This is a genomic window from Sphingomonas sp. PAMC 26621, from assembly GCF_000251145.1.
GTDB lineage: Bacteria > Pseudomonadota > Alphaproteobacteria > Sphingomonadales > Sphingomonadaceae > Sphingomonas.
In genome coordinates this window covers 35,688-59,103 of the sequence record NZ_AIDW01000052.1, presented here as the reverse complement: position 1 = coordinate 59,103, position 23,416 = coordinate 35,688, and the positions used below count along the sequence as shown (strand labels likewise).

The window sequence follows — 23,416 nt, the reverse complement described above, 5'->3', positions numbered from 1 at the left end:
TGGCGCTGACAGGTTATGCCATTTAGCTTTTTATCTACAGGGCAGCGCAGAGCCGAATTCGTTCTTTGTTCAATCTCAAATGTCTCAACCGTTCATTGACCACAACAAAAGTCGATTATGGTAAAACACGGTCAACCGACCAAACTGGCTATCGCGGTTAGCAGCGCCTTATTGCCGACGTTGCGGAACGAAACCTTGTCGCCGTGTTGTTCCGCCTGCTGCAGCATAAGGCTAGCCGAAGTCGGAACATCGAGCAGCAGCGCTTTACCGTGCCAGCCATTTGCGCGCATTTGCCGAAGGAGTTCGAGACCATCGATGTGCCCCATCTCGAAGTCGAGGATAATGCACGGATAATCCCGCGCTCGAGGGTCCGCCAGAAGGGCTGCGCAAGTGGCATAGGACCGTACGTTATAGCCCTCCGACAAAAGCATAAGCTGTCGGGCGTGACGAACGGCTGAATCCCCATCGACGAGCGAAACGCCAATGCCCGGCTGGAAAGATCTTTCTTTGAATTGGAACATAGCACGTATCCCCGGTATTGCCCGAGTATCGCACGTTGGTAAGGGCCAAGTCTGTACGTAGAAGGCGAGGGTCGTTAGGTCACGACTCATTGATCAGAGCCAGAAGATGACGGTGGCGGCGAGCGCGATAGCGGAAAAGAAGACGGTCGGGCATCGATCGTAGCGGGTAGCGACGCGGCGCCAGTCCTTCAGACGACCGAACATAATCTCGATACGGCTCCGGCTTCGGTAGCGGCGCTTGTCATATTTGACGGGGATGATCCGGGACTTTCGCCCCGGAATGCAAGGTGTTATGCCCTTTGCCTGAAGGGCGTCTCTGTACCAGTCTGCGTCATAGCCGCGGTCGCCCAGCATCCACTGCGCCTTGGGTAGATCGTCGAGCAGCGCGGCAGCGCCGGTGTAGTCGCTGACTTGGCCCGCGGTCATGAAGAAGCTGAGCGGTCTGCCTTCTGCATCGGTGACGGCGTGCAGCTTCGTATTCATACCGCCTTTGGTGCGACCGATGAGGCGCCCAAGGCCCCCTTTTTAACCCGCAAGCTGGACGCCGTGCGGTGCGCCTTCAGATAGGTCGCGTCGATCATGATCGTCTTGGGCGTGGCGCTCGCGGCGGCCAGCCCTTCCATCATGCGCAGGAACACGCCCCTTTCGCCCCACCGCTTCCATCGGTTGTAGAGCGTCTTGTGTGGGCCATACTCCCGAGGGGCATCGCACCAGCGCAGCCCGTTGCGGTTGACGAACACGATACCGCTCAACACCCGCCGGTCATCAACCCGTGGCTTGCCATGGCTCTTGGGAAAATACGGCTCGAGCCGCGCCATCTGCTCGTCGGTCAGCCAGTACAGGTCGCTCATCCTCGGTCTCCTCACGGAGCCTGAATCAGATCGAGCCGCTTAGATCAATGGGTCCTGACCCTAGCGTATATCTGGGTCCGTTCAACGAATGACCCCGGTACTGCAGCGTTATGCCGCCTGGGTCTCAAGACGAGCAATGGGTGCTCGGTTCCGCGGGGTCAGAACTACGACAGTGTCAAGCTTCGTCACCCGGCGACCGCGCGTATCGAGCCGTGGTTCGCTAGGCACGACGTCCTTAAGCGAGAGCTTGTACTCCGGGAGATCATCGCGGGCTTCGACTGCTTTTAGGTGCTGCTTGAATTTAGACGCTTCCGCAGTCGATCCAACCTTGCGCGACAACAGCTCGATCGGCAATTCGATCTCTTCGCCTTCGCAGTGGCAGTGGGCAATCTCGTAAAGACGCCGTTCGATCGTGCCGAGCCGGAAATAGTCGTGATGATAGTGGTAGATATGGCCGTCGAGCTGGATAGCCCGGTGAAGCCACGGGCACAGCCGGACCTTCACAACCCTGAGCTGCTGCTCGCCGTTGGGAAGAACGGCATACTCGGCCGTGGCTTCCGACAGCCACGAAAACCAACCCTTTTCGATCTTGGAACCGGTCTGGATATTGGTCTTGATCTGCGTGCCCTGCAGGCGCTCCAGAGCATCGGTGAAGCGATCGTAGTCGCGCTTGGATGGACGCGCGACGCCGGTGATGCGGAAGAAATCATGGGCGGTGAAGGTGAAGTTCTGATCCACTTCCTCGCCCCGGCTGATCGCCTGGGCCATCAGCGATGCGACGTAGAGGATGATCTCCTTATCGTACATCGTCGCGATGCCGGTCGCGCTCGGCCTGATCTGGATGCTCAGCTTGCCGATCTTGAACTCGAGCTCTTTGTCGACCGGCACCTTGGAGAGCGCGAAGAAGGGAAAGTCCATGACGCTGCGCTCTCCGCGAACCTTGCCGTGCAGCGGGCTATCGGGTTCGAACAGATTGCCTTGGCGCGTGACGATGGCTTGCTTGCTCATGGCGGTCCCTCGGGCCCTGATTCTTATTCGCCAATCCTAACGTCATTTCGGACTCGATGCATCGGCTAAGCTCGACGATCTGCCCGAAAGCACGAGTCGAGCGGCAGCGTCGCGAGGTTATCCGGCCAAACGTAGCGTATCGAACAATCCGACAGGGCGGGTGGGCTCGTGCTTTCGGGCAGATCGTCCCGAACGCGTTCATCTCGGTCCCGGCTAACCGGATCATGACGATCTGCCCGAAAGCACGAACTGGCTCATGGCACGACGGGCGATGTCGCCCACCGAGCGCGGGTCCCCTCCAGCCTGCATGGTCCGCATCGCACCCGCCTGCCGAAGATCCTTCAGGCCGTGAAAGGTCCGCCCGAGATTAAGTTCGCCCTTGGCGGCACGCCCACTCATTCCGCGCAGATACGCACCGGGCCGCTCCACTTCGCCGGCCTGGTATTTGCGAACGATGGCAATGACCGAGGCGGCAGCGCCCCGCTGCCCCATGATGCGACAGGCTTCGTGCCAAGCATGGCGATGAATATGGTTCTGGTCGGCGAGCTGCTCGGCAAGCTGGACAAGCTCTCCCCACCCACGCCGGCCCAACCTGAGCGAGCCACACAGCTCGGGCGTCACGGATTCGATGAAATCCGGATCGACGCCGTGTTTTTCCAGGTCCTCCTCGACCTCGGATTGGGGCAGGGCCGACCTCACATCATAATCCCCGCTACTTCTTTCCGCTAAGCGACTACTTGTAACTGCTTTAGCAGTTTGGGGTTGAATTGTAGTTGTAGAGTGGATGCATTCGTTCACACCCATGGGTGCAATATCATTGGATTCGGCAGAATGGTTGACCGCTTCGCGCTGGAGAAGAAAAGCGGCGACTTTGCCCTCCAAATCCCGTCCGCGCTGCTCGATCTGCTCGACACACCCAGTCAGCAAAGAGATGTCGCGGACGTTGCGCATCTGCCGAGCAGCACTCTGCGCTAACGCCAATTCCTCCTCTGCACCAGTGCCGACCACCATGCCATCCAGTGCGGCCTGGGCTAGGCTCGCCGTGCGCCGGCGAGCGGCCGTCAACCGACGTTTAAGGGCGTCGATCTCATCATCTTCGCGCGCTCCCCGTGCCGCGATCGCCTTGAACTCCTCCAGACGGGTGCCGATCGGGCTGAGCACGATGCCGTAAGCCCATTTGATCGTACCATCGGGCGCCCTGACGCCGCCGCGGTGCCCGTTCGGACTGTCCTTATGGCTGATGAGGCGGAGAGCGATCGCCCGGTCGAGCAAATTCTGTACCTGCCGCACCTTCAGCCCCAGCTTGCGCGCAAGCTTGTCATTGCGCGGCCATACGACCGGTGTCGAAGCCGACCGCCAATCTTCGGGCTTTGTCCAAGCAAACAGGACATCGACGAGTTGCACGACGCTCGGGGGAATCGCGAGATAGGCTGCCGCGCGCTTGAAGGCAGCGAGCGCATGTCCCGGGCCGCTGCCCTCGGGCAGGCCGCGAAACGCCTGGGCAAGCTGGTCGGCGGAGGCTGCTGCATTGTCGAAGCGGCGGAACCCTGCGCCGGGATGATAGGCATAGGTCATCGTTCGGAAACTCCCCCTTTGGAGCCCGTGCGGACACACAATTACGTGGCGCAGAACGCGCATTTCGCTTGTGGATTTGGGGGCAATCGCTAGGAAGTGACTTCCACCTCGCTCCTAGTGAGCACCCCGAAAAGCCCGGCCTCGCGCCGGGTTTTTCATGTCAGCACGGCTTCTCCCTGGCACTTCGATGGCACCGGCTGGGCGTGCGTTATCTGCCGGCGACGCGGGGCACTCGCATCGCGCCGGACCCAGTTGGGCCGAATCGAGGAGTGTTGCGCAATTCGATTGTTACGGGTGAGAAAGCGAACCGGCGCGTGCGCATCCTCGTGCTATCGGGCAGAACGCCGCGGAAATCCTCGTGCTTTCGAGCAGTCCGTCTATCGTGCTGCGAAGGACGCTACCGCATGGACTCGTGCTTTCGGGCAGATCGTCTCAAAAGTCGTGTGACCTAAGCCGGAGTCGCGGCGCCGGCGCACCGTAAGCGCATTTCGAATGCGCATTTAGACGCTTCGGTGTAAGGAACGGCGTAGCACACGCGCGTTCCGCCAAGCCCTACCTTATATGAGAAATGTTCAATGTCCAAAAGTCTCCATCTCGAGGAGATTGCACAGCCTGCTGCGGTTCTGTTTGGCGCGCGGCTGAGGAAGCGCCGGAAGGAGCTGGGGCTAACCCAGGCTCAATTATTCGAAAAGACCGGCATCGCGCCCGGTTATGTGTCATTCATCGAGAACGGCCGTGCCAACCCGACAATCGACATGATGGTGAAACTGGCCGAGACTGTCGGTTTGGAAATCTGGGACATGCTGCGCCCAGACGCCAAACAAAGCGCCATCCAGATGGGACCGATACCGGATGTTGCGGAATGACACCCTAACCGGCGGTGTCTTTCTGCATGCATATCCTGCGGTGCGGAGCTTGTGCGCCCACTCCGTCGTAGGTCTGCCCACCCCATGTGACCGTCAGTCGAATTCGTCGAACGTATTTGGAAATAGGTTGACGATGTTCGTGTCACCGGAATCCCGAATAAAACTCGTTGGTTCGATAAAAGTATCGGCGAAGCAAGGGTGGGCCGTTCGATCAAAACATTCACGAAGCCAGCGGACTGTTGCTAGGATAGCTGGTGAGGGTTTTGCCTTAGAACGATATACGAGACGAAGTTCCCGTCGTATCCTCAGTTCTGGTGGGACTGGAGCCACAGCATTTGTAATTTCGCTGACAAAAGTAGGCAGGGCACCGATACCAACCCCCTTCGCGACAGACCAAAGCTGAGATAGCGAAGAGTTGGTTCGCATGGCGATGAGGCCTTGAGGGCGTTCCGTACCGATCAGAAAGTCGAGTTGCTCCGAGCATACGCCGGGGCCGACATGCTCAACGATCCGATGATCCTTGAGCGAGTCCACGGTTGATGGGACGCCATGGCGTTGGATGTAGCTCGCGCTCGCATATACAGCGAAATGAATGGTAGCCAATTTCGAGGTAATAAGATCGGACTCCGCTGGCCGTTCGTACGTCAGCCAGATGTCAGTTTCGTGCGTTCGGTCGCGACCGAGATTGTAATCGAAATCCAAGCCGATGGCCTTGTCCGGGAGGGCTGCCTGGAGCCGCGACATCCTCGGCGTCAGCCACAAGGTTCCAATACCTTCCGTACAGGCTATGGTGATCTGTCCCGGCTTCACGAGAACGTCTTTGGTGCCTTCTGAGGCATCCCACTCTGCGGCGTCGCTCATCGCCTGGCCAATTCGAAGAAGCTTCTCTCCGTCTTCAGTTAGCACGATCCCGTTGACGCTACGACGTGCGAGATGCAGGCCGAGCCGTGTCTCGACGCGCTCTATTCTCCGACGGATCGTGTTGACCACAACCCCATGATCTGACGCGACCTTTCGCATGCTGCCCAGGCGTTGAATGGCGCGGAACAGCCTTACGTCGTCCCAATGCAGATCCGCGAAGTCGACCTGTTCGTCAGTGTTCACCCCTGGAACACGAGGTTCAACTTTTGTGAGCCTGCCGGCCGGGCGCCTTCGCAATATCACCTCCCGCTACGACGCCGTTCGCACGACCGCCCCGGGAGTTATCAAATGTTTCAAAAAGTTGGCAATCCGCTTGGCTCCCAACCGACCTATTTTTGGGATGGTTGCTTCAACAAGCGCATGGATACGCTCATCGCGCGTAATCACCCTCGGCAAGTCCGGCTGCAGCGCCTGTCTTCCGGAGGCACCATGAAGATTATCGATGACGTGCGCGATCTGCTTCCATTGGCGGACCGCATCCATGTCGCCCGAATGCTCGAGAAAAACCCCGATGTCGTCCGATCCGTAACGGTGCCCGGGAAAAGCGGGACCGCGGGCATCTTCGCCTACCTGCCGCTCAATGCGTACGGAGCTTGGGCGCTGATGACCGGCCGGTATGATGGCAGTAAGCCCGACCCAGCCTGGATCTGCTCGGCAGGCGAAAAACCGTCGGCTATCGCTATCTGGCTGATCGTAGCGCCAGGGCTGCTTCTCCGCCTGTTCGAGCCCATCGCTCGGCTCTTCCGTGAGCTTTGTCCGGAGGGCTGCGCCATATTCTCGTACGGAGCGACGGATGCTTCGGCGAGCATCCAACGTGCGGTCGGTTTTCGTCCGGCCCGGGAGATGTTTCCCGGCGCTTCCGCTCACCTGGTCGCGGCTTGCCCGGACAATGCCGTGCCGATCGACATCGCCCGCAGCATCGAACGGGCACGTCGGGCGCATGTGCACGTCAGCGTCGCCCGTTCAATTGAGGACATGGCCAGGGTCTTCTCCGTTCGCTCCGCCACTTTTCAGGCTGAACAGGCATGCCCTTACGAGGAGGAGTTCGACGGAAACGACTTTTGTGCGACGCAGCTTTTGGCGTATGTAGGGGCCGATCCGGCTGCATGCATCCGCATCCGCTATTTTGGTGAATTTGCGAAGCTAGAGCGCCTTGCCGTTCGCCGCGAATACAGGAGCCGACGTCTCTCGCGTCCGTTGGTCGAAGCGGCGCTAGCGCACTGCGCACGTAAAGGCTTTCGCCGGATTTACGGACATTCACGGGCCGATCTTGTGGAATTTTGGCAACGTCTAGGCTTTGATGTCATTCCGGAGCGCTCACCATTTTGGTTTTCCGACGTTGAATATGTCGAGATTTCTGCGGAGCTGACCGCAGACCCACTTGAGATTCGGTTCGGGATCGACCCGATGATGGCGATCAGGCCTGAGGGCAGCTGGGACGAACCCGGCCCACTCGATATGTCCCTTGTCCGTTGTTCGCTAGCGGCATGACTAGGTTGCCATCACGCCGTCATCCGGAACCGCCCGTCCATAGCTTGCAATGGCGGTCCCGGGTTGCGGACCAAATTCGATCGTTGCTTCGAGCAAAGGGGCTATCCGCACAGGATCTGACGGAACGCGTCAGACTTCCTGCCAAGCAGGTCGAGGCGATCTTAGACGCTCGCGTTGTCAGCGTCAGGGCCCGCGACCTCGACCTCATCGCAGCCGTCCTTGGAACGGCTGCCTTCGCCCTTTTTCTGCCGGTTGACGCGCCGATCGAGATCGTGCCGTTCGAGGTAGTTGAAAAGGGTGGATCGGGCGACGCCAAGCGATAGCGCAACATCCGTGGTCGTTGCGCCCGGTTCGTTCAGTTTCGCACGGATCTCGGGAAGCATGTCCGGATCGAGAAGGCGCTTGCGGCCCGCTTGCGCCATTTCACGAGGGTGCGTCTTGATCCCATGGATATGTCGGTAGTGCGTGTCCAGGGCGTCGAGCAAGGTGTGCAATCGGTCGGTACCGTTGGGTTCTATGACGATCGCGGGGGAGCATAATTCAAGACTGACTCCTCCTTTGAGCAGCTTTGCGACTGCCCGAATGAGCATCGGAGTCGTCAGGGAGAGGCACGAGAGATCGTAGACCTTGACGCGGTCGCCGGCCGTAAGCGGGATACCCATGCGGGCAAGAATACCGCCGAGTTGGCTGAACGTCTTTCGCCCGGCAAACACCTGGATGTCATCAGCTTTGAGACAAGTTTGTTGATCTCTGACGGAGGCCGAGCCTGGAGTTTCGGCGAGAAAAGCGATCGTCCTTGTCAACCTTGTGCCCTTTGCCGGAGACGCCTCATCCTGAGAGCGCGGTCACACCGCGCCGGTCTCCCTTAAAGCGACATTTTCTATGCGACACAGGCAGGTTGGGCAACACGTGTCCGCCCCCCATTCCGGGCGACCGCATAGCGGCAGCAGATCGATATTCATACCGACACAATCCGAATGAGGTTGCTGTCCTTGTCATTATCGATTATATTACATTATCGAACAGAATGACAGGAGGGCAGTCATGCTCCCAGTTGGTCTAATGGCGAAAGCGATTCAGCTCTGCGCAGCAGGGGTTGGAGGCGCTGTGAGCCCGTCGCCCACGGCTTATGCGATCGCGGTTCATACCGGCGCGACGTTGCACCATGAGCCTGTCAATGCGGCCGACGCGGAGGCGACGGTGCGTGATCTGATGGCGCGAGGCGCCGAATTTAACGCTGGTCTGTTAGAGATCGCGGGCCGCGACTTCGCGACCTACGGCGTCACGCCTGCGTCCGTGTTTGATGCATGTGCACTCGCGCACATCGGTGATGGGCAAATGCCTATTGGCCCTACGGGCGCGCCATCTGTATCTAATGTGGCAGCGCTCGTCCGTCGCGCCTTCGGCGCGCGGGTTACCGACACGATCCGGCCGATGAACGCGAGCTACGGCGCGCGGTATAGCTGGCACAAGTACGGCCAAGCGGTCGACTTCGTGCCCGCTGGCGGGGTTAATTCTGTCACCCGCGACCAGATACGCGCGCTCATGGGGCAGAGCGGCATTCGCTTGATCGAGCTGCTGGGGCCGGGCGATCGTGGCCACTCAAATCATTGGCATGTCGCCTTTGCGCGGCCCGGGCAGGTCATCGACCGGACCCGGCCGATCGAAGAGGACGAGGACTGGATCGTCAACGTCGCACAAGCTGACGTGCCGTCCTCGCCGACACCCCTGGATCCTGAGGCGCCCCTGCGCCCGCCTCGGCTCTCGTCTCCGCTGTGAAGGCGCCCCCGAGGTGGGACGTGTTCGGACGCGAGGAGTGGCGCAGAGCTCATGGAGGTGGCTCATGATCGGACGTCTGATGAACAAGCTGGGAGGCGGCACGGGCGCGCTCGCGCTTTGCGCAGCCGGCGTAGTCACGGTTGCGGCACCTGAGCCCGCCTACGCCTCGGACTGGGGGTGCCAGGTAGTGCTCTGCCTCGCGACGCCGGGATCACCGACCAAGTACGCGGAGTGCGTGCCTCCGATCACGAAACTCTGGAACGCGCTGGCGACGGGCGGTGGGTTTGCCTCCTGCACGGGGGTCGGCATCAAAACCAAGTCGGCAAAGCACGGGTACACCATGACCGTGACACAGACCGACGGCACCACGTCGCGCTATTCGCTCGATACGCGTTACCAGACGGTCACGCAGCAATGATCCACGCTGTCGCCGCCATCACTGCGCTCGCGCAGCAATGCGCGCCTGAAGTCGCAACCGAGGTGGTCGTTCCGCTGGTTATGACCGAGAGTGGCGGCGACGGTCTGTCGATCAACGTCAATCGCGGGCCGCGCGTACGCGCCAGCACGGTCGCCGAAGGCGCCGCGTTGGTGCGCCGCTACATGGCAGCCGGCTACACGGTCGACGTGGGGCTGGCCCAGGTGAACTCGGCCAACTTCGCGCGTCTCGGCGTCACGGTCGAGCAGGCGTTCGAGCCCTGCACGAACCTGCGGCTCGCCTCGTCGATGCTGCAGGAGGGTTATGGGCTGGCGAGCCGGCACTACAGCGGGTTGGACGCAATCTCGGCGACCTATTCGCTCTACAACACCGGCACGCTGACGCGCGGCTTCCGCAACGGCTATGTTGGCAGGGTCTGGTCGGCCGCGAGCGGCATGGGCTCGATTGCCGCGCCGCCCCCGATCCCGGCGTCGCCGAGCGGCGTTGCGAATGCCGTTCCATCCAAAGCACCCGTGCAAGGCGATAGCTGGGTGGTCGGGCAGATCGCCTCCAACGGTGTCGAGGTGTTCAAGTGAGCGCCGAGAACACCGCAACGCGGGGTGGCCGCGATCCGGAGGCGACTGCCGAGCAGCCGTCCAATTTCCAACTGCCGCCCGATCTGGCGTCCCAGTACCAAGTGCGTGTGATCGAGCCGACCGACGGCAGCGAGCGTCGCGTCGGGATGTTCCTGCCCAAGGATCGCGACATTCCGTCAATCGAGATCGGCGGAAACGGCGACCGGATCATTGCGCGCAACGAGGACCCCGAGACGATCACCGCGCTGGTGAGGATCGCCAAGCACAATGGCTGGCAGGGGATCGACGTCGAGGGCTCGCCCGAGTTTCGCAAGGCTGTGTGGGCAGCCGGGTCGCGCGAGGGCTTGACCGTCCGGGGCTATGAGCCGGAGTTTGGCGAGCAGGCCCGCATGGAGGATCTGCGCCGCTCCGACGCGTCGCGTCGCGATCGCGGAGCACCTGAAGCGCCGACCCCGGCGCCCGAACAAGTTGCACCGGCGCCCACGCCTGAGCAAGCGATGCCGAAACCTGCGGTCGAGGTTGGTGAACCGACCGTTGCTGAAAGTCCGATCGATTCTGGTCGCGTTGCCGCGGCCGAGCGTCGGCATGAGAGCGAAGAGTTAGCGGAGCTGTTTCTACATGGAGCGGCCGAGCGGATCTCGGCCGAGCCGAGGCTCGCCAGTGCGCTTGAGGCACAGGCGACCATGGAAAAGCACCTCAGTCAGGCCTTCGATGGTGATGCGAGCCGCGTGACGGCCGCCACCCTCGAGAGCCGTCAAATGATCTCGGACGTGCTCCGGCGCGGTCTTGATGTCTCGGTGCGTGAGCCGACGCCAGTTCGGCAGCTCGAACCACCCCAGCGCACCCCCGACCTGGAGAGGTAACTCAAGCCATGGAGAGTCGTATGAAGTTCACTACGAATATGGGCCGGCTGATGTCGGACGCCCGAGCTCGGCAGGTTGTCGGTTTCGCCGGTGCGCTTGCTCTGATCGCGATCGCGCAGCCCGCTCTTGCACAGACGTCCATCGAGACTGGCCTTGGCACGATCAAGACCTGGATGACCACGGTCGCCTCGGTTGTGGGTGTGATCGCGATCATGGCGGTCGGCTACGCCAAGCTGACGGGCCGGATGGATTGGGGTCGCGCGGTGACGGTCCTGATCGGCATCGGCATCATCTTCTCGGCGACCACCATCATCACCTGGATGGGCGGAACGGGTAGCTAAGATGGAAGACAGGCTCGCTGAGGATAAGGTCTTCCTCGCTCTGACCAGGCCGTCGGTGTTCATGGGATTGCCGCTCGAGGCAATCCTGCCGATCATCATGGTCTGCATGGTGTTCTGGGGGGTGATGCATAATCCCTTCTACCCCCTGGCCCTGTTCGGGGCGCTCTACTTCCCGGCGCGCATGATCGCTCACTACGACTTCAATGCGTTCCGGCTGTGGGGCCTGTGGTTCCAGACCGGCTTCCTGTCCAAAAATCGCAAGTTCTGGGGAGGCGGGAGCTACTCTCCCGTTCGCCTCGCCAAAGGCGTGAAGCGGAAGCAGTTCGGCAATGACTGAGTTCAAGCTGAAGCATAAAAAGATCGCGGTTCGCGAGGCAGATGACATCAAGTTTATCCCGTACACGCGGCACGTCGACGACACGCTTGTCGCTCTCGAAGACGGCTCGGTCATGCGCATGTACCGGGTCGATGGGCGGCCGTTCGAGACCAGCGACATTGCCGACCTCAACACTTGGCATAACAAGCTCAACATCGCGTGGCGCTCGATCGGAGATGATCGCGTTGCGCTCTGGACCCATCTGGTCCGGACGGCGACCGATCCGATCCTCGAAGGGGAGTTTCACTCCGATTTCGCGCGCGGCTTGCAGCAGCGCTACGCCGAGACGCTGAAGGACAAGGTCCTTTACCACAACGAGTTTTACGTCACGATCCTCGTGCGGCCGTCGCAGATGGCCGGCGACCAGTTGCTGAAGTCTTCACGAAGCGCAGCGCGAGCGGCGAGATCGACGATCGCGCGCTGACGATCATGGCGGACAAGTGCCGCGACTTCGAATCCCTCCTCGCCGATGTTTCGCCCGAGCCGCTGTCGCTTTATGAGCATAATGGCGTGATGTTTTCACGTCCGATGGAGGTGCTGCACTTCATCCTGACCGGCGACCGCATCCGCGTGCCGCTGCTCGATGGCCGGTTGGGTCAGGCACTCTACACGTCGCGGGTGGTGTTCGGGCGCGAGGCGGCGGAGATCCGGCTGCCCCACAAGTCGCATTACCTCGGCATGTTCGGTGTGCGCGAGTATGTCGCGTCAACGCGGACCGGGCAATTTAACAGCCTGCTGACGCTCGATTTCCCGTTTGTGCTGACGCAAAGTTTCGCGCCCTTGGTAAAGTCGGTCGCGAGCGAGCGATTCACCAAGAAGTATAAGCAGATGGTGTCGTCCGACGACGCCGGCGTCAGCCAGGCCGAAGAGCTGCTCGACGGCGTGGACGATCTGATGGCGAACCGCTTCGCGATGGGTGAGCATCACCTGTCGATCGCGGTGATCGACGAGAACCCGAAGCGGTTGCTGGAGCGCCTGTCCATTGCGCGATCGGCCGCGGCCGATACCGGCATGGTTATGGCGCGCGAGGACGTGGCGCTGGAAGCCGCGTTCTGGGCGCAGCTTCCCGGCAACTTCAAGATGCGGGCGCGCCCGGCGGTTATCAACACGCGCAATTTCGCGGCGCTGAGCCCGTTCTACACCTTCCCTGCAGGGCGTAAGTCCGGGAACCATTGGGGCGAGGCGGTCACGCTGCTCAAGACGCGCGCCGGCTCCTCCTTCTGGTTCAATTTCCACCGCGCCGACATCGGCCACACGCTCATCATCGGACCGACGGGCGGCGGCAAGACCGTGCTGCAGAACTTTCTGCAGGCGCAGCTTGAGAAGACCGGCGCCAAGCAGGTCTTCTTCGACAAAGACCGCGGCGCGGAGATTTTCGTGCGCGCCTGCGGCGGGACCTACCTCGCGTTGCGAAACGGCGAGCCGACCGGATTTGCGCCGCTGAAGGGTCTCTCGCCTACCCCCGCCAACATCGCCTTCCTCCGGCAGTTCATCCGCGTGCTGGTGCGGCGGGAACACCGGCCGTTGAGCGTCGCCGAGGAGAGGATGATCGACGAGGGTATCGAGGCGGTGATGCGCCTGCCGGCGCCGTCGCGGTCGTTCAGTGCGCTGCGCGAAATGCTGGGCTATTCTGATGCCGAGGGCGTCGGTGCGCGTCTCGAACGCTGGTGTCTGGGCGGGCCGCTTGGTTGGGCGTTCGATGGCCCTGCAGACGAGGTGTCGATGGCGGCGCGATTCGTGGGCTTCGACATGACGGATTTCCTGGAGAACCCGGAGATCCGTACACCCACGATGCTCTACCTCTTCCACCGCGTCGACGAGCTGCTGAACGGCCAGCGTGTCGTGGTCGACGTCGACGAGTTCTGGAAGGCGTTGGAGGACGAGGCTTTCCGCGCCTTCGCGCAGGACGGGCTCAAGACCTTCCGTAAGCGCAACGCCTTCATGGTCTTCGGGACGCAGTCGCCGGCTGACGCGCTGCGCTCGCCGATCGCGCACTCGATTATCGAACAGTCGGCGACCAAGATCCTCCTGCCAAACTCGGAAGCCAAGCGGTCGGATTATTGCGATGGGCTTGGTCTGACGGACGCCGAGTACCGGCTGATCCGTGAGGATCTGACGCCGGAAAGCCGGACGTTTCTGGTGAAGCAGGGCCACACGTCGATCGTCGCCAAGCTCGACCTCGGCGAGATGCCCAACGAGTTGAAAGTGCTTTCTGGCCGCGAGGAAACGCTCGTCGCCATGGAGGAGGCCATTGCCCGTGCGGGCAGCGATCCCGCGGCGTGGCTGCCGCACTTCTACGCCAACCAAAGGAGAAGCTGACATGTCGCTAAAGCGCCTAATCATGTTTGCAGCCGCGCCGGTCGCACTGGCTGCATTCGCATCGCCGGCCGCTGCGCAGGGCATCCCTGTGTTCGACACCTCGACCTACGTGCAAGCGCTCGCTCAGGTCCAGAACACGATGAAGATGATCCAGCAGGGTGAGCAGCAGATTTCGACGGCTACCAGCCAGCTTAACTCGCTTCAGAAGGTGACCAACGTCAACAGCATCGCGTCCCAGTTGCTCAATTCGCAGGTGCGCAACATCCTGCCTAACACGTCGATCGATGCGTCGGCGCTGCTGAGCGGCGACCTGTCGAAAACTGGTTCGCTGGGGACACTCGCGTCTCAGATCCAATCTAAGTACACGATTTCGCCATCGTCATCGTCGAGCGCCGATGCGGCTTACGCCCAGGCTTTGAAAGACTCGACCGGCCAAGCTGCGACCATGGCGGCCCTTGGCGATAACACGCTCAGCATCTCTCAGACCCGTATGCAGGGTCTCGACCAGCTCCGGGCACAGCTCGATGCGGCCAAGGATCCCAAGGACGTCATGGATCTCCAAGCTCGGATTTCCGTCGAGCAGGCCCAGCTTCAGAACGACATGATTAAGATGCAGGCGATCCAGATGTCGCAGGCAGGTCGGGCGTCCCTCTCGCTGGCTGCTACCCAGACGGCAGCAGCTCGCGATGCCGATGCCGCCTTTGATGAAGCTATTTTGAGGAAATGATCGTGCACAAAACCGTAGTTATTTGGGTGCTTTTAGCCGTGGCGGGTTGCTCCGAGCCTGTGCAGGTTCCGACCGAGGCGGCATTCGAGCGCGACCCGGCAATGCTCAAGACATGGATCGAGAAGTGCCGAAGCGGCGAATACTCCAGCCTCGGCGCTGACGAAAAACTTCGGAAGTGCGGATCGGCCGAGTCCGCAGCAGGGGTGATGACTCAGAAGCAGGCGGGCAAGGATGCCGACGACGCTTTCTCGAACGCCATCCTCAGAAAATAGTCTGCCGTGACGGCGATGTTGAAGGTCATTATGCATGAGCCTCACGCACCCATTCGCAGCGATGTACGCATACATTGCGTCTGCAATAGATGCGGCTGTCGCAGGCTTTGGATCAGGCCTAGTGGCATTCGTCGCTGCTCCTCTCGCCATCGCCGCGACTATTTACTTCCTCCTGCTCGGCTTTGCCGTGCTGCGTGGCGCGATCCAGGCGCCTCTGCGTGAGCTGGTGTTCCAAGCGGGCAAAGTCGGGTTTGCAATCGCTGCTGCGAGTGCGATCGGTTATTCTACATTCGTCGTCAACGTCGTGACGGGCCTGCCTGACGAGATCATCTCCGCAGGCACTGGCACACCGGTGACTAATCCCGGCACGACCTTCGACAACTACGTCTCTGATGCAAATAAGATGACGAAGGTGCTTTGGGCTGCGGACCAGAAGGTTCAAAGCCAACCCAGTGGCATTACTGATGTTTCGCTAGCGATCGCCAAGCTCGAATATTTCATACTGACCCTAATAGCTCTGGTCATCATATACGTGTTTGCGGCGATGTCGGCGGCTGTTGGCTTTTGCATCGTCATCTTCGCCAAACTGTCTGTCGCGATATGCGTCGCTCTCGCACCCCTCGCGCTGGCGTGTTTGCTTTTCAACTCATCACGTTGGTTGTTCGATGGCTGGCTGAAACAGACCGCGAACTTCATTCTTTTGATGGTCGTGATGGCGATCATGACAAAGTTTATTACCGGTCTTCAGGTCGCTGTGATGAACGACATCATGGCGGGCGTTGGTGACGGCACGATATTCCTTTCAACCTCGACCGATGGGATCGCGCTTAACGCTGCAAGAGTCCTCATCGCGGTAGTGGCAGTGCTGTTGATTTACGTTGTCGGCACGATCTTCTTTTTCCAGTCGCCGGCGATCGCCGCAGGCATCGCGGGCGGCGCATCCTCGGGCGGACACGGCTTCCTGCAAACAGGCGCGAACATGTTGACGAACCGTCTCATGTTCCGCCGCGCGACCCAGCAACCCCGGCAGCCTACGAATTCCGGAACCACCGGGGGCTCGGCGTCACGCTCGGGCCGAGGAGCCTGAGCAACGTCTTTGAACCATCAACTTCCGAAGCCGCCAACGCGGAACGATACGAACGGAGACCGTATGAAAAGGCTTACTCTCGTAGCGTTAGGTGCGCTCGCACTTAGCGGCTGCGCCGGGACTCACATCAAGCCGCCTGCTGTCTGTGATGGCAAGCACCGGCGTCCGGCGAACCTTTACGGCTCGATCCTTCCGAGCCTGCCGGTGCCATTGCCGGCATCTCAGCAAGGCGCGGGGCAGTCGATGGTAGCTCCGCCAACAGGCGCGGTGGCTCCGGCGCCCGCGCCGTCGCCTGCTCCTGTCCCCAGCGCCGGGAGCACCGGCCCGGCGCCATCGGGACCGGGTGCCATGAACGTGCCGCGATCGGCACCGCGCACGTCCCTACGGGACGCTGCGCCTACCTACTTCTCGTGCTGAAGGGATCGACGCAATGGGCGCGGTGAAGGTCGAAGATAGAGAGAAATACTTCGAGACGTCTCGGACGTGGGAATACGACCGGATGCGTGCGGCGATCCAGTCAAAGCGACTCGCCTGGGGCATTGCCACGGGCGCCTGCGCTCTTGCGGTGGTTTCGGTCGGCGCGGTCGCAATGTTGGCGCCGCTAAAGACCGTCGAGCCCTATGTGATCCGGGTCGATAAGACTTCGGGCGAAACAGAAGTCGTGACAGCCCTGAAAGGGCCGCAGCCGCGTACCTACGAGGATGCGGTCAATCGCTACTTTATCTCGCAATATGTGCGGCTGCGCGAGGGCTGGCTAAACGATGCCGCCCGCGAGAACGCCTACGCGGTGATGCTGATGAGCGATCAGCTCGAGAGCGGTCGCTACCTGAACAGCGTCCAGTCGGGCAACAAGAACGCGCCATCCAACATCTACAGCGACAAAGGCTACGTATCGATCGCGATCCGATCGATCAGCTTCCTCAGTCCGACGGTCGCGCAGGTCCGCTACACCAAGATCATCAACTTCGGTCAAAACACCCCGGTCGCGCAAAATTGGAACGCGATCATGACCTTCAAATACACCACGGCGCCGGAGCATGAGAAGGATCGGAACATCAATCCGCTCGGCTTCCAGGTCGTCAACTACCGCTCTGACCCGGAGGCGTGACATGAGCAATCAGCCGAACACCTCGGACGATGAAGATCGTGTCGTCGTCCCTTTCATGCCCGCCCTTCGCAAGAAGCTAAACGTACATCTGTCACCGCCGGCGACCAAGCTGGTGGTGACGGACAGCGGCTCAAAAAGCCACTTCTGGCGCGCGGTTGGTGCGATCTGGCACCGGCTTGTCGCCTTCTCGGTTGTCGGGGCCGCGGCGATCACGCTGATACCCCATCCGGCAATCGCTTCCGAGACGCCCGTGTCGGGCGGCAAGGATGTGAGGGTTCGCAACGTCAACTACGATCCCGACCAGGTGGTGACGATCGTGGGCAGTTTCCGCCACGCGATCGAGATCCAATTCGGCCCGGGCGAGACGGTTACGCAAGCGGCCTTGGGCGATACCGTGTCGTGGCAGATTGCCCCGGTCGGCAATATCGTCTTCCTGAAGCCGCGCGAGCGCGCGGGCGGGACAAATCTGATCGTTGTCACGAACGCGGGCGGAGCACCGCGGACCTACCACTTCAGTCTCACCCTCGGCACCGGCCAGCAGATGTACGGTGTCCGATTCCGCTATCCTCGCGAGGAACGCGCGATGTTGGCGCTGCAGGTGCAGAACGCCCAAGCCCAGACCGCTAAGGCGATCGAGACCAACGTCGCACAAGCCGCGCTCGATCATGCCGTGATCGAGGGAACGCGGAACAAGAAATACACGGTGCAGGGCGATTCCTCGCTCCAGCCGACCGAGATCTCCGACAACGGCGAGTTCACGGTGCTGCGCTATCCCGGGCACGCCGACATTCCGTCGATCTTCGCGGTCGACGTCGACGGGACCGAGACGATTGTTCCTTACGACGTGCGTGAGGAATTCGTGGTGATCCATGCCGTCTATCGTCAGCTCCGCCTCAGGCGCGGGACGACCGTCCTATGCGTCTACAACGAAGCGCCTTTGCGCAACGATCGCGGGGACCGGACAGGCACCGTTTCCAATGTCGTGACCCGCAAAGTGAAGGGGCAGTAAGATGGTCGGCAATGTGATTGACCGGGGCGGCGATGTCGCCATCGACGCCGTTCCCCCCGGCGAGCAGGATACCGTAGTCGCGCGCAGCGGCGGTTGGGGCAATATCGCCTTCATCGGCGCCGGCATCGGCCTCTTGGGCGCGATGGGCGGCATCGTGATCGGCTATAGCGCGTTTCACCACAGTCCCAGCGCCACGGCAGCGACGCAGCCCGCCAAGGCGAGCGAGCGGTCGGTTGACGATGTGATGGGCTCGCAGAATGCCCAGCGGGCGGCGCTGGCAGGGCAGCTTGGCCAGCCGGGCGTCCAGACTGATATTTTCGGTCGACCCATCGCGCCGACGCCGGGTCAGCCGACCGTTGCGGCTGATGGGAGCACCGTGCCGGCTACGGCGACGCCGACGCCGACTCCCACGAACGGTCAGCAGTCTCCTGAGCAGCGGCGCGCCGAGGCGGCGCGCACGATGGCGGATGCCGCGCGCCGCTCGCCGATCATGGCGTTCGGCACCACAGGCACGGCCGCAGCAGCGCTTCCAGGCACGTCGATGGCTGAGGGGCAACCCCAGGCCCAGGAAGAAGGCCAGTCCCGATCTGGCGGTCAGACGACCGCTGGACGGCAGGGCTTGGAGGCGAGTGGCTTTGGCGCTCCCAATGAGGGAGCCGGACCGACGGGCAAGGGTACGACCGATTTCAGCGATCAGCTCGGCCATGCATCGATCCAGACGGTGCGGGCGACGATGGTCGCCGATCGCAATCTCCTCCTGAGCGCAGGCACGGTCATCCCCTGCACGCTCCAGACGGCGATCAATTCGACGCAAGCGGGCTTCGTGTCGTGCGTCATCAATCACGACGTCTATTCCGAGAACGGTCGCATCGTCCTCCTCGACAAGGGGACGAAGGTGCTCGGCCAATATTCGGGCGGTATCACGCAGGGTCAGGCGCGGCTTTTCGTCCTGTGGACGCGCGCGCTGACGCCTCGCGGAGTGGCGATCGATCTCGGGTCGCCCGCGGCCGATAGCCTCGGCCGCGCCGGCCTGCCGGGCGGCGTCGATACGCAGTTCTGGGCACGGTTCGGTGTCGGGCTGGTGATCTCGGTGTTGGAGGATGCCTCGCAGATCGCAAGCCGGTCGCTGGCCGGTGAAGGCAGCAACACCACCCAGGTTCCGAGCAACACGGGATCGACGGTCCTCAACCAGACGATGCAGATCAGGCCGATCCTCAAGAAGAACCAGGGTGACACGGCCGCGATCTTTGTCGCCAAAGACTTCGATTTCCGCTCGGTCTATAACGTGGGATTGAGGCGCTAAGCGATGGCTTCCAATGTCACGTCGCTAATCTACGAGCATAATGCGGCCCCGATCCAGCGGCACCTCGAACGCGACGACGTGACTGAGTTGGTCATCAATGGGCCGGGTATGATCGGCCTCGAGACCCGTGAGGGATGGGAGTGGCACGAGGAGCCGGCGTTGGACAACGCCGCGCTGATGACGCTGGCGAAGCTGATCGCGGGTCTGACCAAGCAGGACATCAACTCGGAGTATCCGATCTGTTCGTCGGTCCTGCCGGGTGGCGAGCGCGCGCAGGTCGTGGTGCCTCCGGCCGTCGAGCAAGGCTTCATCTCGATCACTATCCGCAAAGCGTCAGGCGTGACGATGAACATCGACGATTTCGAGCGCGCGGGCCTCTTCAGCGAGGTTCGCGCGCATGGCCTGCACGCGGACGTCGATGGGGAGTTGCTGAGGTATCGCGACGCCGGCGACTGGAAGGCGTCCTTCAAGCTCGCGGTCGAGGCTCGCAAGAACATCCTGATCTCGGGCGCCACAGGGTCGGGCAAGACGAGCTTCTCCAAGGGGCTCATCAAGCTGATCCCCGACTACGAGCGGATCCTCACGATCGAGGACACGCGCGAGCTCGTCGTGCCCCAGCGCAATCACGTCCACATGATGTACGCCAAGGACGGAAAGAGCCTCCAGAAGGCCGGTGCGAAGGAGTTGCTGGAATCGGCACTGCGTATGCGGCCCGATCGCATCCTCCTCCAGGAATTGCGCGACGGCACAGCCTTTTTCTACCTGCGCAACGTCAACAGCGGCCATCCCGGGTCGATCACGACGGTCCACGCCAACACGGCCGAGGGCGCGCTCGAACAGCTCACGCTGCTGGTCAAGGAGTCGGAAGGCGGCAACGACCTCGACCGCCACGACGTTCGCGCGTTGCTCCGCTCGCTGGTCGATATTGTCGTGCAGATGCACCGGCTCCCTCCCGGCGACGGACGGCCAGCCCGCTATCGCATGACTGAAGTCTGGTTCGATCCAGCGAGCAAGCCGAACGACTGAGAGGATGCCACTATGAGCGGTAAGTGGGTTCGTAGCGACGAGGGATCGCACCCGGGCGCTATCGTGTTCCTGGCCCTGATCGGCCTAGCGGTAAGCGCGGCGATCGGCGCGATCGCCGTGCTGTGGAGTTCGCACCTCCTCAGCGTCCATACCCCGTGGCGCAAGGTGCCGGCCGCCCTTTGGGCGATGAAGGGCTACCCGATCGTCTATAAGCCCTTCATGGTCGGGTTCGGGATCGGCCTGGTCCTGACCGTCATCACCATCATCTCGACGCTGTTCCAGCGGCAGAAGCTCCACGGCGAAGCGCGCTTTGCACGTGTGGGCGAAGTCCGCAGGGGCAAGATGCTGGCGCCTGCCGGCATTGTTCTGGGCAAGTTCGGGGGTAAGGTCATGCGATTTGGCGGACCCGAGCATGTCATGCTCGAGGCGCCGACCCGCGCCGGTAAGGGCGTCGGCGTCATCATCCCTAATCTGCTAGACTGGCCTGACTCCCTCGTTGTCCTCGACATCAAGCAGGAGAATTACGACAACACGGCCGGCTATCGGCTGCAGGTGCTCCGGCAGCAGGTCCTGCTCTTCAACCCGCTCGATGCCAGCGGCCGAACGGTGCGGTGGAACCCGCTGAGCTATATTAACCGGCGCGATCCCGTTGAGGTCATCAACGAGCTGCAGAAGATCGCAGCGATGCTCTATCCCGATCCACTGACGGGCGAGAAGTTCTGGGCCGAGGGTGCGCGAACGGCGTTCCTTGGCATTACCGCGTATATCGCGGCGACGGTCGACGACGGTGAGGACGCGCTCCCCTTCACGCTGGGCGAAGTCTATCGTCAGTTCGCGGCCGGCGATGCCCAGCGGCGTTTCCCGAAGATCATCGCCGATCGCAAAAAGGCCGGGAAGCCCCTGTCGGAAGGGTGCGTCTCGGCGATCAAGGATTATACCGGCTCGTCCGCGAACACGTTCTCTGGGTTGCGCCAATCCGTGACGTCGAAGATCAACGGCTGGCTGAACCCCTATGTTGATGCAGCAACGTCAGAAAGTGATTTCGATCTTAGCGATTTTCGCGACAAACGGATCTCACTCTACCTCGGTGTGTCACCTGACGACCTGGACCGGGTTGCACCGATCTATGGCTTGCTGTTCCAGCAGCTCATCGACCGCAACGTGCGCGAGTTGCCGAAGGGCGAGAAGCACCAGATCAAGGTTCTGCTGGCACTCGACGAGTTTGCCAGCCTCGGCAAATGCACGGTGCTGGCGAACGCCTTCAGCTATGTCGCCGGCTACGGGCTGCGCATGCTGCCGGCGTTCCAGTCGCTCGAGCAGATCCAGGGCGTCTATGGCGATAAGGTCGCGGCCGACATCGAGCGAAATTGCGCGGTGCGCCTCGTCCTCCGACCTGCCGGTTTGGCGGAGGCCAAGAAAATCTCCGACCAGCTCGGAAGCTACACGTTTCGCGCGCGCTCGCGCTCCATGGGGACGTGGGGTGGCGGTGGCGGCTCCACATCCGATTCCGATCAGCGCCGGCCGCTGATGCTGCCGCAGGAGGTCGAGCTGCTGCCGGAGAACGACCTGATCGTCTTTCGGCGTGGCATGTACGCGACCTATGGCCAGAAGGTCCGTTACTATGCCGAGAAAAAGCTTGCCGAGCGGACTAAGATTCCAGCGCCAGAGATGCCGCCGATCCGCATCGACCCTGCGATCGCCGCTAACAGCCTCCGCGTCATCGAGGCGTCTTCTGCCGATGGTAACTCAAACATGCCGGCGCCGGCCTCAGCTTCTGATACTGCAAACGCGCGAGGCGTCGGAGCACGGCCTTTGATTCGGTTGAACGATAGTGCAATTGCGGCGGCTAAGTCGGTTCCCGTGAACGAGCGCATGGGCGTTCTCTTCGATCAGCTTCTTTTCATCGGAGATACAGAGGCAGCGTAGGTACGGTCTGCTAACGGGCAACACATGTAGCATGCCGTTCAGGAACCGCCGGTTGTCGTCGGATGAACGGGCTTTGGGCCGCTCTGAAGGCAGCCGCGCAGCGATCATCAGCGGGGCAAGTCGGCCCATTATCATGCATTCCATGTCGTACGAAGCCTAAGCCTGTTATTAGAGCCCGGCGCGGGGGGCGGCTAAGCCGCAAGCCTGCGAGCCGCGACGATCGCGCCACCCTGGCCCTGCTGCAACAGCACGGCACTGCTCAGTCCGCCCTCATTTGCAGACGGTAGCGGAAATTTCCCCGCCGGCCCGCGTCAGGCGCCAAGCCGCACCAACTCGCGCACGATGTCACGGTGCAGTAGCGTCCGCCCTCCATTCTCTCCTGCGCTGATTGGCACCTCGCGTGAACGCGGGTCGTAACGGACCACCCACAAGGTTACCGGGGCCGAGGGAGCGGCGGCGGCGGAGAGATGCACGCGGCCACTTTCCTCAATTATCTCTGGGCCGCCGCGCGCCGGTCCCTGCCTGGCAAGAAGCGCGTCAAGCTGCGCGCGATTGCTGCCGACAATGGTCGGTCCGCCATTGACGATCACGTGCGGTGTGGCGACCTGCCCGCGTCCGCCTGCGCGGGCGTATTCACACTAGCGCGCAGTCCAGCGCGGCGAACCTAAAGTGTCCTTCCAGCCAAGCTGGCCCCAATAGGTAACGGCGAACGACAACGCGAGCACGTCCGGTCGGTCGGCCAGAGCGTTGACGTCGGCGTTAGCGGGCGGGCACGACGAGCACCCTTGGCGCTGGAATGTGGATAAGCGTCGAAGCGATGGATGAGTTCGCCAAATTTCGATCGCCCCGCCTAATAAAAGTCGGAGGGGTCGACCTAAAGCTCGATGAGATTGGGCACGCAGGATTGGGACCATGCGGGTCGCGAAGTGAAAGTTTATGCTGCTAGGCTGGTCAGACCGGGTTCTTCCGCAGATTTCACGGGCTCGTGCGTAAATTCCGAGGCTGCCCCCAAGGGAGTCCCCGGTCCTAGACAGAG

Annotated in this window: 22 protein-coding genes and 2 pseudogenes; 17 read left to right on the top strand and 7 right to left on the bottom strand. The window is 61.6% G+C overall.

The window, feature by feature from the left end; genetic code table 11:
* Positions 1-131 precede the first annotated feature (131 nt).
* From RI03_RS23120 to repC, 4 genes are all read right to left on the bottom strand, one after another.
* Positions 132-521, bottom strand: coding sequence for a response regulator (locus tag RI03_RS23120; protein ID WP_010219645.1), 390 nt, complete (start codon positions 519-521; stop codon positions 132-134).
* A gap of 93 nt (positions 522-614) precedes the next feature.
* Positions 615-1,372 (bottom strand): IS5 family transposase gene (locus tag RI03_RS23115; RefSeq protein ID WP_086011739.1). Its coding sequence is split into 2 segments (ribosomal slippage): positions 615-1,048 and positions 1,048-1,372, totalling 759 coding nucleotides; the frame shifts between segments, so codons are not numbered across the junction.
* Between the two features lie 108 nt (positions 1,373-1,480).
* The gene (locus RI03_RS20600) at positions 1,481-2,380 is read right to left on the bottom strand and encodes a replication initiator protein A (RefSeq protein WP_010219642.1); all 900 of its coding nucleotides are present in this window, start codon (positions 2,378-2,380) and stop codon (positions 1,481-1,483) included.
* Positions 2,381-2,602: 222 nt separating this feature from the next.
* Entirely contained in the window at positions 2,603-3,955 is a 1,353-nt protein-coding gene (gene repC, locus RI03_RS20595) for a plasmid replication protein RepC (protein WP_010219641.1), read from the bottom strand.
* 575 nt (positions 3,956-4,530) lie between these two features.
* On the opposite strand from repC, the gene RI03_RS20590 reads away from it, so the two are divergent.
* Positions 4,531-4,821 (top strand): helix-turn-helix domain-containing protein, encoded by a 291-nt coding sequence (locus RI03_RS20590; RefSeq protein WP_010219640.1) that lies wholly within the window; start codon positions 4,531-4,533, stop codon positions 4,819-4,821.
* 93 nt (positions 4,822-4,914) lie between these two features.
* Here the strand turns inward: RI03_RS20590 and RI03_RS20585 are convergent, their stop codons facing one another.
* A complete protein-coding gene (locus tag RI03_RS20585; RefSeq protein ID WP_010219639.1) occupies positions 4,915-5,925 on the bottom strand; it encodes a LysR family transcriptional regulator in 1,011 nt (336 codons plus the stop codon).
* Positions 5,926-6,030: 105 nt separating this feature from the next.
* Here RI03_RS20585 and RI03_RS20580 point away from each other — a divergent pair, with 105 nt between their 5' ends.
* Positions 6,031-7,233 (top strand): GNAT family N-acetyltransferase, encoded by a 1,203-nt coding sequence (locus tag RI03_RS20580; RefSeq protein WP_026046929.1) that lies wholly within the window; start codon positions 6,031-6,033, stop codon positions 7,231-7,233.
* Positions 7,234-7,394: 161 nt separating this feature from the next.
* On the opposite strand, the gene RI03_RS24935 is transcribed toward RI03_RS20580, so the two are convergent.
* Positions 7,395-8,036, bottom strand: a complete 642-nt coding sequence (locus RI03_RS24935; protein WP_026046928.1) for a DNA resolvase — start codon at positions 8,034-8,036, stop codon at positions 7,395-7,397.
* 304 nt (positions 8,037-8,340) lie between these two features.
* On the opposite strand from RI03_RS24935, the gene RI03_RS20570 reads away from it, so the two are divergent.
* The 15 genes and pseudogenes from RI03_RS20570 to RI03_RS20500 all read left to right on the top strand — a co-directional run bounded on the left by RI03_RS20570 (position 8,341) and on the right by RI03_RS20500 (position 22,380).
* The gene (locus RI03_RS20570; protein ID WP_138995779.1) at positions 8,341-9,012 is read left to right on the top strand and encodes a muramidase; all 672 of its coding nucleotides are present in this window, start codon (positions 8,341-8,343) and stop codon (positions 9,010-9,012) included.
* Between the two features lie 64 nt (positions 9,013-9,076).
* Positions 9,077-9,430 (top strand): hypothetical protein, encoded by a 354-nt coding sequence (locus tag RI03_RS20565; protein ID WP_010219635.1) that lies wholly within the window; start codon positions 9,077-9,079, stop codon positions 9,428-9,430.
* Complete coding sequence (locus tag RI03_RS20560; protein ID WP_010219634.1) at positions 9,427-10,023, top strand: lytic transglycosylase domain-containing protein; 597 nt, start codon at positions 9,427-9,429, stop codon at positions 10,021-10,023. The genes RI03_RS20565 and RI03_RS20560 overlap by 4 nt, the downstream gene beginning before the upstream one ends.
* Complete coding sequence (locus RI03_RS22450) at positions 10,020-10,886, top strand: LPD7 domain-containing protein (RefSeq protein WP_010219632.1); 867 nt, start codon at positions 10,020-10,022, stop codon at positions 10,884-10,886. The genes RI03_RS20560 and RI03_RS22450 overlap by 4 nt, the downstream gene beginning before the upstream one ends.
* Before the next feature lie 20 nt (positions 10,887-10,906).
* Positions 10,907-11,227 (top strand): TrbC/VirB2 family protein, encoded by a 321-nt coding sequence (locus RI03_RS20550; protein WP_026046927.1) that lies wholly within the window; start codon positions 10,907-10,909, stop codon positions 11,225-11,227.
* A 1-nt stretch (position 11,228) separates the two neighbouring features.
* Positions 11,229-11,564 (top strand): type IV secretion system protein VirB3, encoded by a 336-nt coding sequence (locus RI03_RS20545; protein ID WP_010219630.1) that lies wholly within the window; start codon positions 11,229-11,231, stop codon positions 11,562-11,564.
* Positions 11,557-13,922, top strand: a pseudogene (locus RI03_RS20540) (VirB4 family type IV secretion/conjugal transfer ATPase). Before RI03_RS20545 ends, RI03_RS20540 begins: the two are co-directional and overlap by 8 nt.
* Before the next feature lie 22 nt (positions 13,923-13,944).
* A complete protein-coding gene (locus RI03_RS20535; RefSeq protein WP_238542480.1) occupies positions 13,945-14,649 on the top strand; it encodes a type IV secretion system protein in 705 nt (234 codons plus the stop codon).
* A complete protein-coding gene (locus tag RI03_RS20530) occupies positions 14,646-14,921 on the top strand; it encodes a hypothetical protein (protein ID WP_010219626.1) in 276 nt (91 codons plus the stop codon). The genes RI03_RS20535 and RI03_RS20530 overlap by 4 nt, the downstream gene beginning before the upstream one ends.
* Positions 14,922-14,955: 34 nt before the next feature.
* The gene (locus RI03_RS20525) at positions 14,956-16,008 is read left to right on the top strand and encodes a type IV secretion system protein (protein WP_010219625.1); all 1,053 of its coding nucleotides are present in this window, start codon (positions 14,956-14,958) and stop codon (positions 16,006-16,008) included.
* Positions 16,009-16,438: 430 nt separating this feature from the next.
* Positions 16,439-17,116: a virB8 family protein gene (locus RI03_RS20520; protein ID WP_010219624.1), complete on the top strand. Its 678-nt coding sequence runs from the start codon at positions 16,439-16,441 to the stop codon at positions 17,114-17,116.
* Between the two features lies 1 nt (position 17,117).
* Entirely contained in the window at positions 17,118-18,125 is a 1,008-nt protein-coding gene (locus RI03_RS20515; RefSeq protein ID WP_010219623.1) for a TrbG/VirB9 family P-type conjugative transfer protein, read from the top strand.
* Between the two features lies 1 nt (position 18,126).
* Positions 18,127-19,428 carry a type IV secretion system protein VirB10 gene (gene virB10 / locus RI03_RS20510; RefSeq protein WP_010219622.1) on the top strand — a complete coding sequence of 434 codons (1,302 nt, stop codon included), beginning with the start codon at positions 18,127-18,129 and terminating at the stop codon, positions 19,426-19,428.
* A 3-nt stretch (positions 19,429-19,431) separates the two neighbouring features.
* Positions 19,432-20,454, top strand: coding sequence for a P-type DNA transfer ATPase VirB11 (virB11, locus tag RI03_RS20505; RefSeq protein ID WP_010219621.1), 1,023 nt, complete (start codon positions 19,432-19,434; stop codon positions 20,452-20,454).
* A gap of 12 nt (positions 20,455-20,466) precedes the next feature.
* Positions 20,467-22,380 carry a type IV secretory system conjugative DNA transfer family protein gene (locus RI03_RS20500; RefSeq protein ID WP_026046925.1) on the top strand — a complete coding sequence of 638 codons (1,914 nt, stop codon included), beginning with the start codon at positions 20,467-20,469 and terminating at the stop codon, positions 22,378-22,380.
* A 311-nt stretch (positions 22,381-22,691) separates the two neighbouring features.
* Here the strand turns inward: RI03_RS20500 and RI03_RS23105 are convergent.
* Positions 22,692-23,294 (bottom strand): annotated as a pseudogene (locus RI03_RS23105) (DUF1223 domain-containing protein).
* Positions 23,295-23,416 lie beyond the last annotated feature (122 nt).

Excerpts from the sequence above, each read along its gene's own strand:
- RI03_RS23120 (WP_010219645.1), bottom strand. The coding sequence starts at position 521 with ATGTTCCAATTCAAAGAAAGATCTTTCCAGCCGGGCATTGGCGTTTCG.
- RI03_RS20600 (WP_010219642.1), bottom strand. The coding sequence starts at position 2,380 with ATGAGCAAGCAAGCCATCGTCACGCGCCAAGGCAATCTGTTCGAACCC.
- repC (WP_010219641.1), bottom strand. The coding sequence starts at position 3,955 with ATGACCTATGCCTATCATCCCGGCGCAGGGTTCCGCCGCTTCGACAAT.
- RI03_RS20590 (WP_010219640.1), top strand. The coding sequence starts at position 4,531 with ATGTCCAAAAGTCTCCATCTCGAGGAGATTGCACAGCCTGCTGCGGTT.
- RI03_RS20580 (WP_026046929.1), top strand. The coding sequence starts at position 6,031 with ATGTTTCAAAAAGTTGGCAATCCGCTTGGCTCCCAACCGACCTATTTT.
- RI03_RS20565 (WP_010219635.1), top strand. The coding sequence starts at position 9,077 with ATGATCGGACGTCTGATGAACAAGCTGGGAGGCGGCACGGGCGCGCTC.
- RI03_RS20560 (WP_010219634.1), top strand. The coding sequence starts at position 9,427 with ATGATCCACGCTGTCGCCGCCATCACTGCGCTCGCGCAGCAATGCGCG.
- RI03_RS20550 (WP_026046927.1), top strand. The coding sequence starts at position 10,907 with ATGAAGTTCACTACGAATATGGGCCGGCTGATGTCGGACGCCCGAGCT.
- RI03_RS20545 (WP_010219630.1), top strand. The coding sequence starts at position 11,229 with ATGGAAGACAGGCTCGCTGAGGATAAGGTCTTCCTCGCTCTGACCAGG.
- RI03_RS20535 (WP_238542480.1), top strand. The coding sequence starts at position 13,945 with ATGTTTGCAGCCGCGCCGGTCGCACTGGCTGCATTCGCATCGCCGGCC.
- RI03_RS20530 (WP_010219626.1), top strand. The coding sequence starts at position 14,646 with ATGATCGTGCACAAAACCGTAGTTATTTGGGTGCTTTTAGCCGTGGCG.
- RI03_RS20525 (WP_010219625.1), top strand. The coding sequence starts at position 14,956 with ATGAGCCTCACGCACCCATTCGCAGCGATGTACGCATACATTGCGTCT.
- RI03_RS20520 (WP_010219624.1), top strand. The coding sequence starts at position 16,439 with ATGGGCGCGGTGAAGGTCGAAGATAGAGAGAAATACTTCGAGACGTCT.
- RI03_RS20515 (WP_010219623.1), top strand. The coding sequence starts at position 17,118 with ATGAGCAATCAGCCGAACACCTCGGACGATGAAGATCGTGTCGTCGTC.
- virB10 (WP_010219622.1), top strand. The coding sequence starts at position 18,127 with ATGGTCGGCAATGTGATTGACCGGGGCGGCGATGTCGCCATCGACGCC.
- virB11 (WP_010219621.1), top strand. The coding sequence starts at position 19,432 with ATGGCTTCCAATGTCACGTCGCTAATCTACGAGCATAATGCGGCCCCG.
- RI03_RS20500 (WP_026046925.1), top strand. The coding sequence starts at position 20,467 with ATGAGCGGTAAGTGGGTTCGTAGCGACGAGGGATCGCACCCGGGCGCT.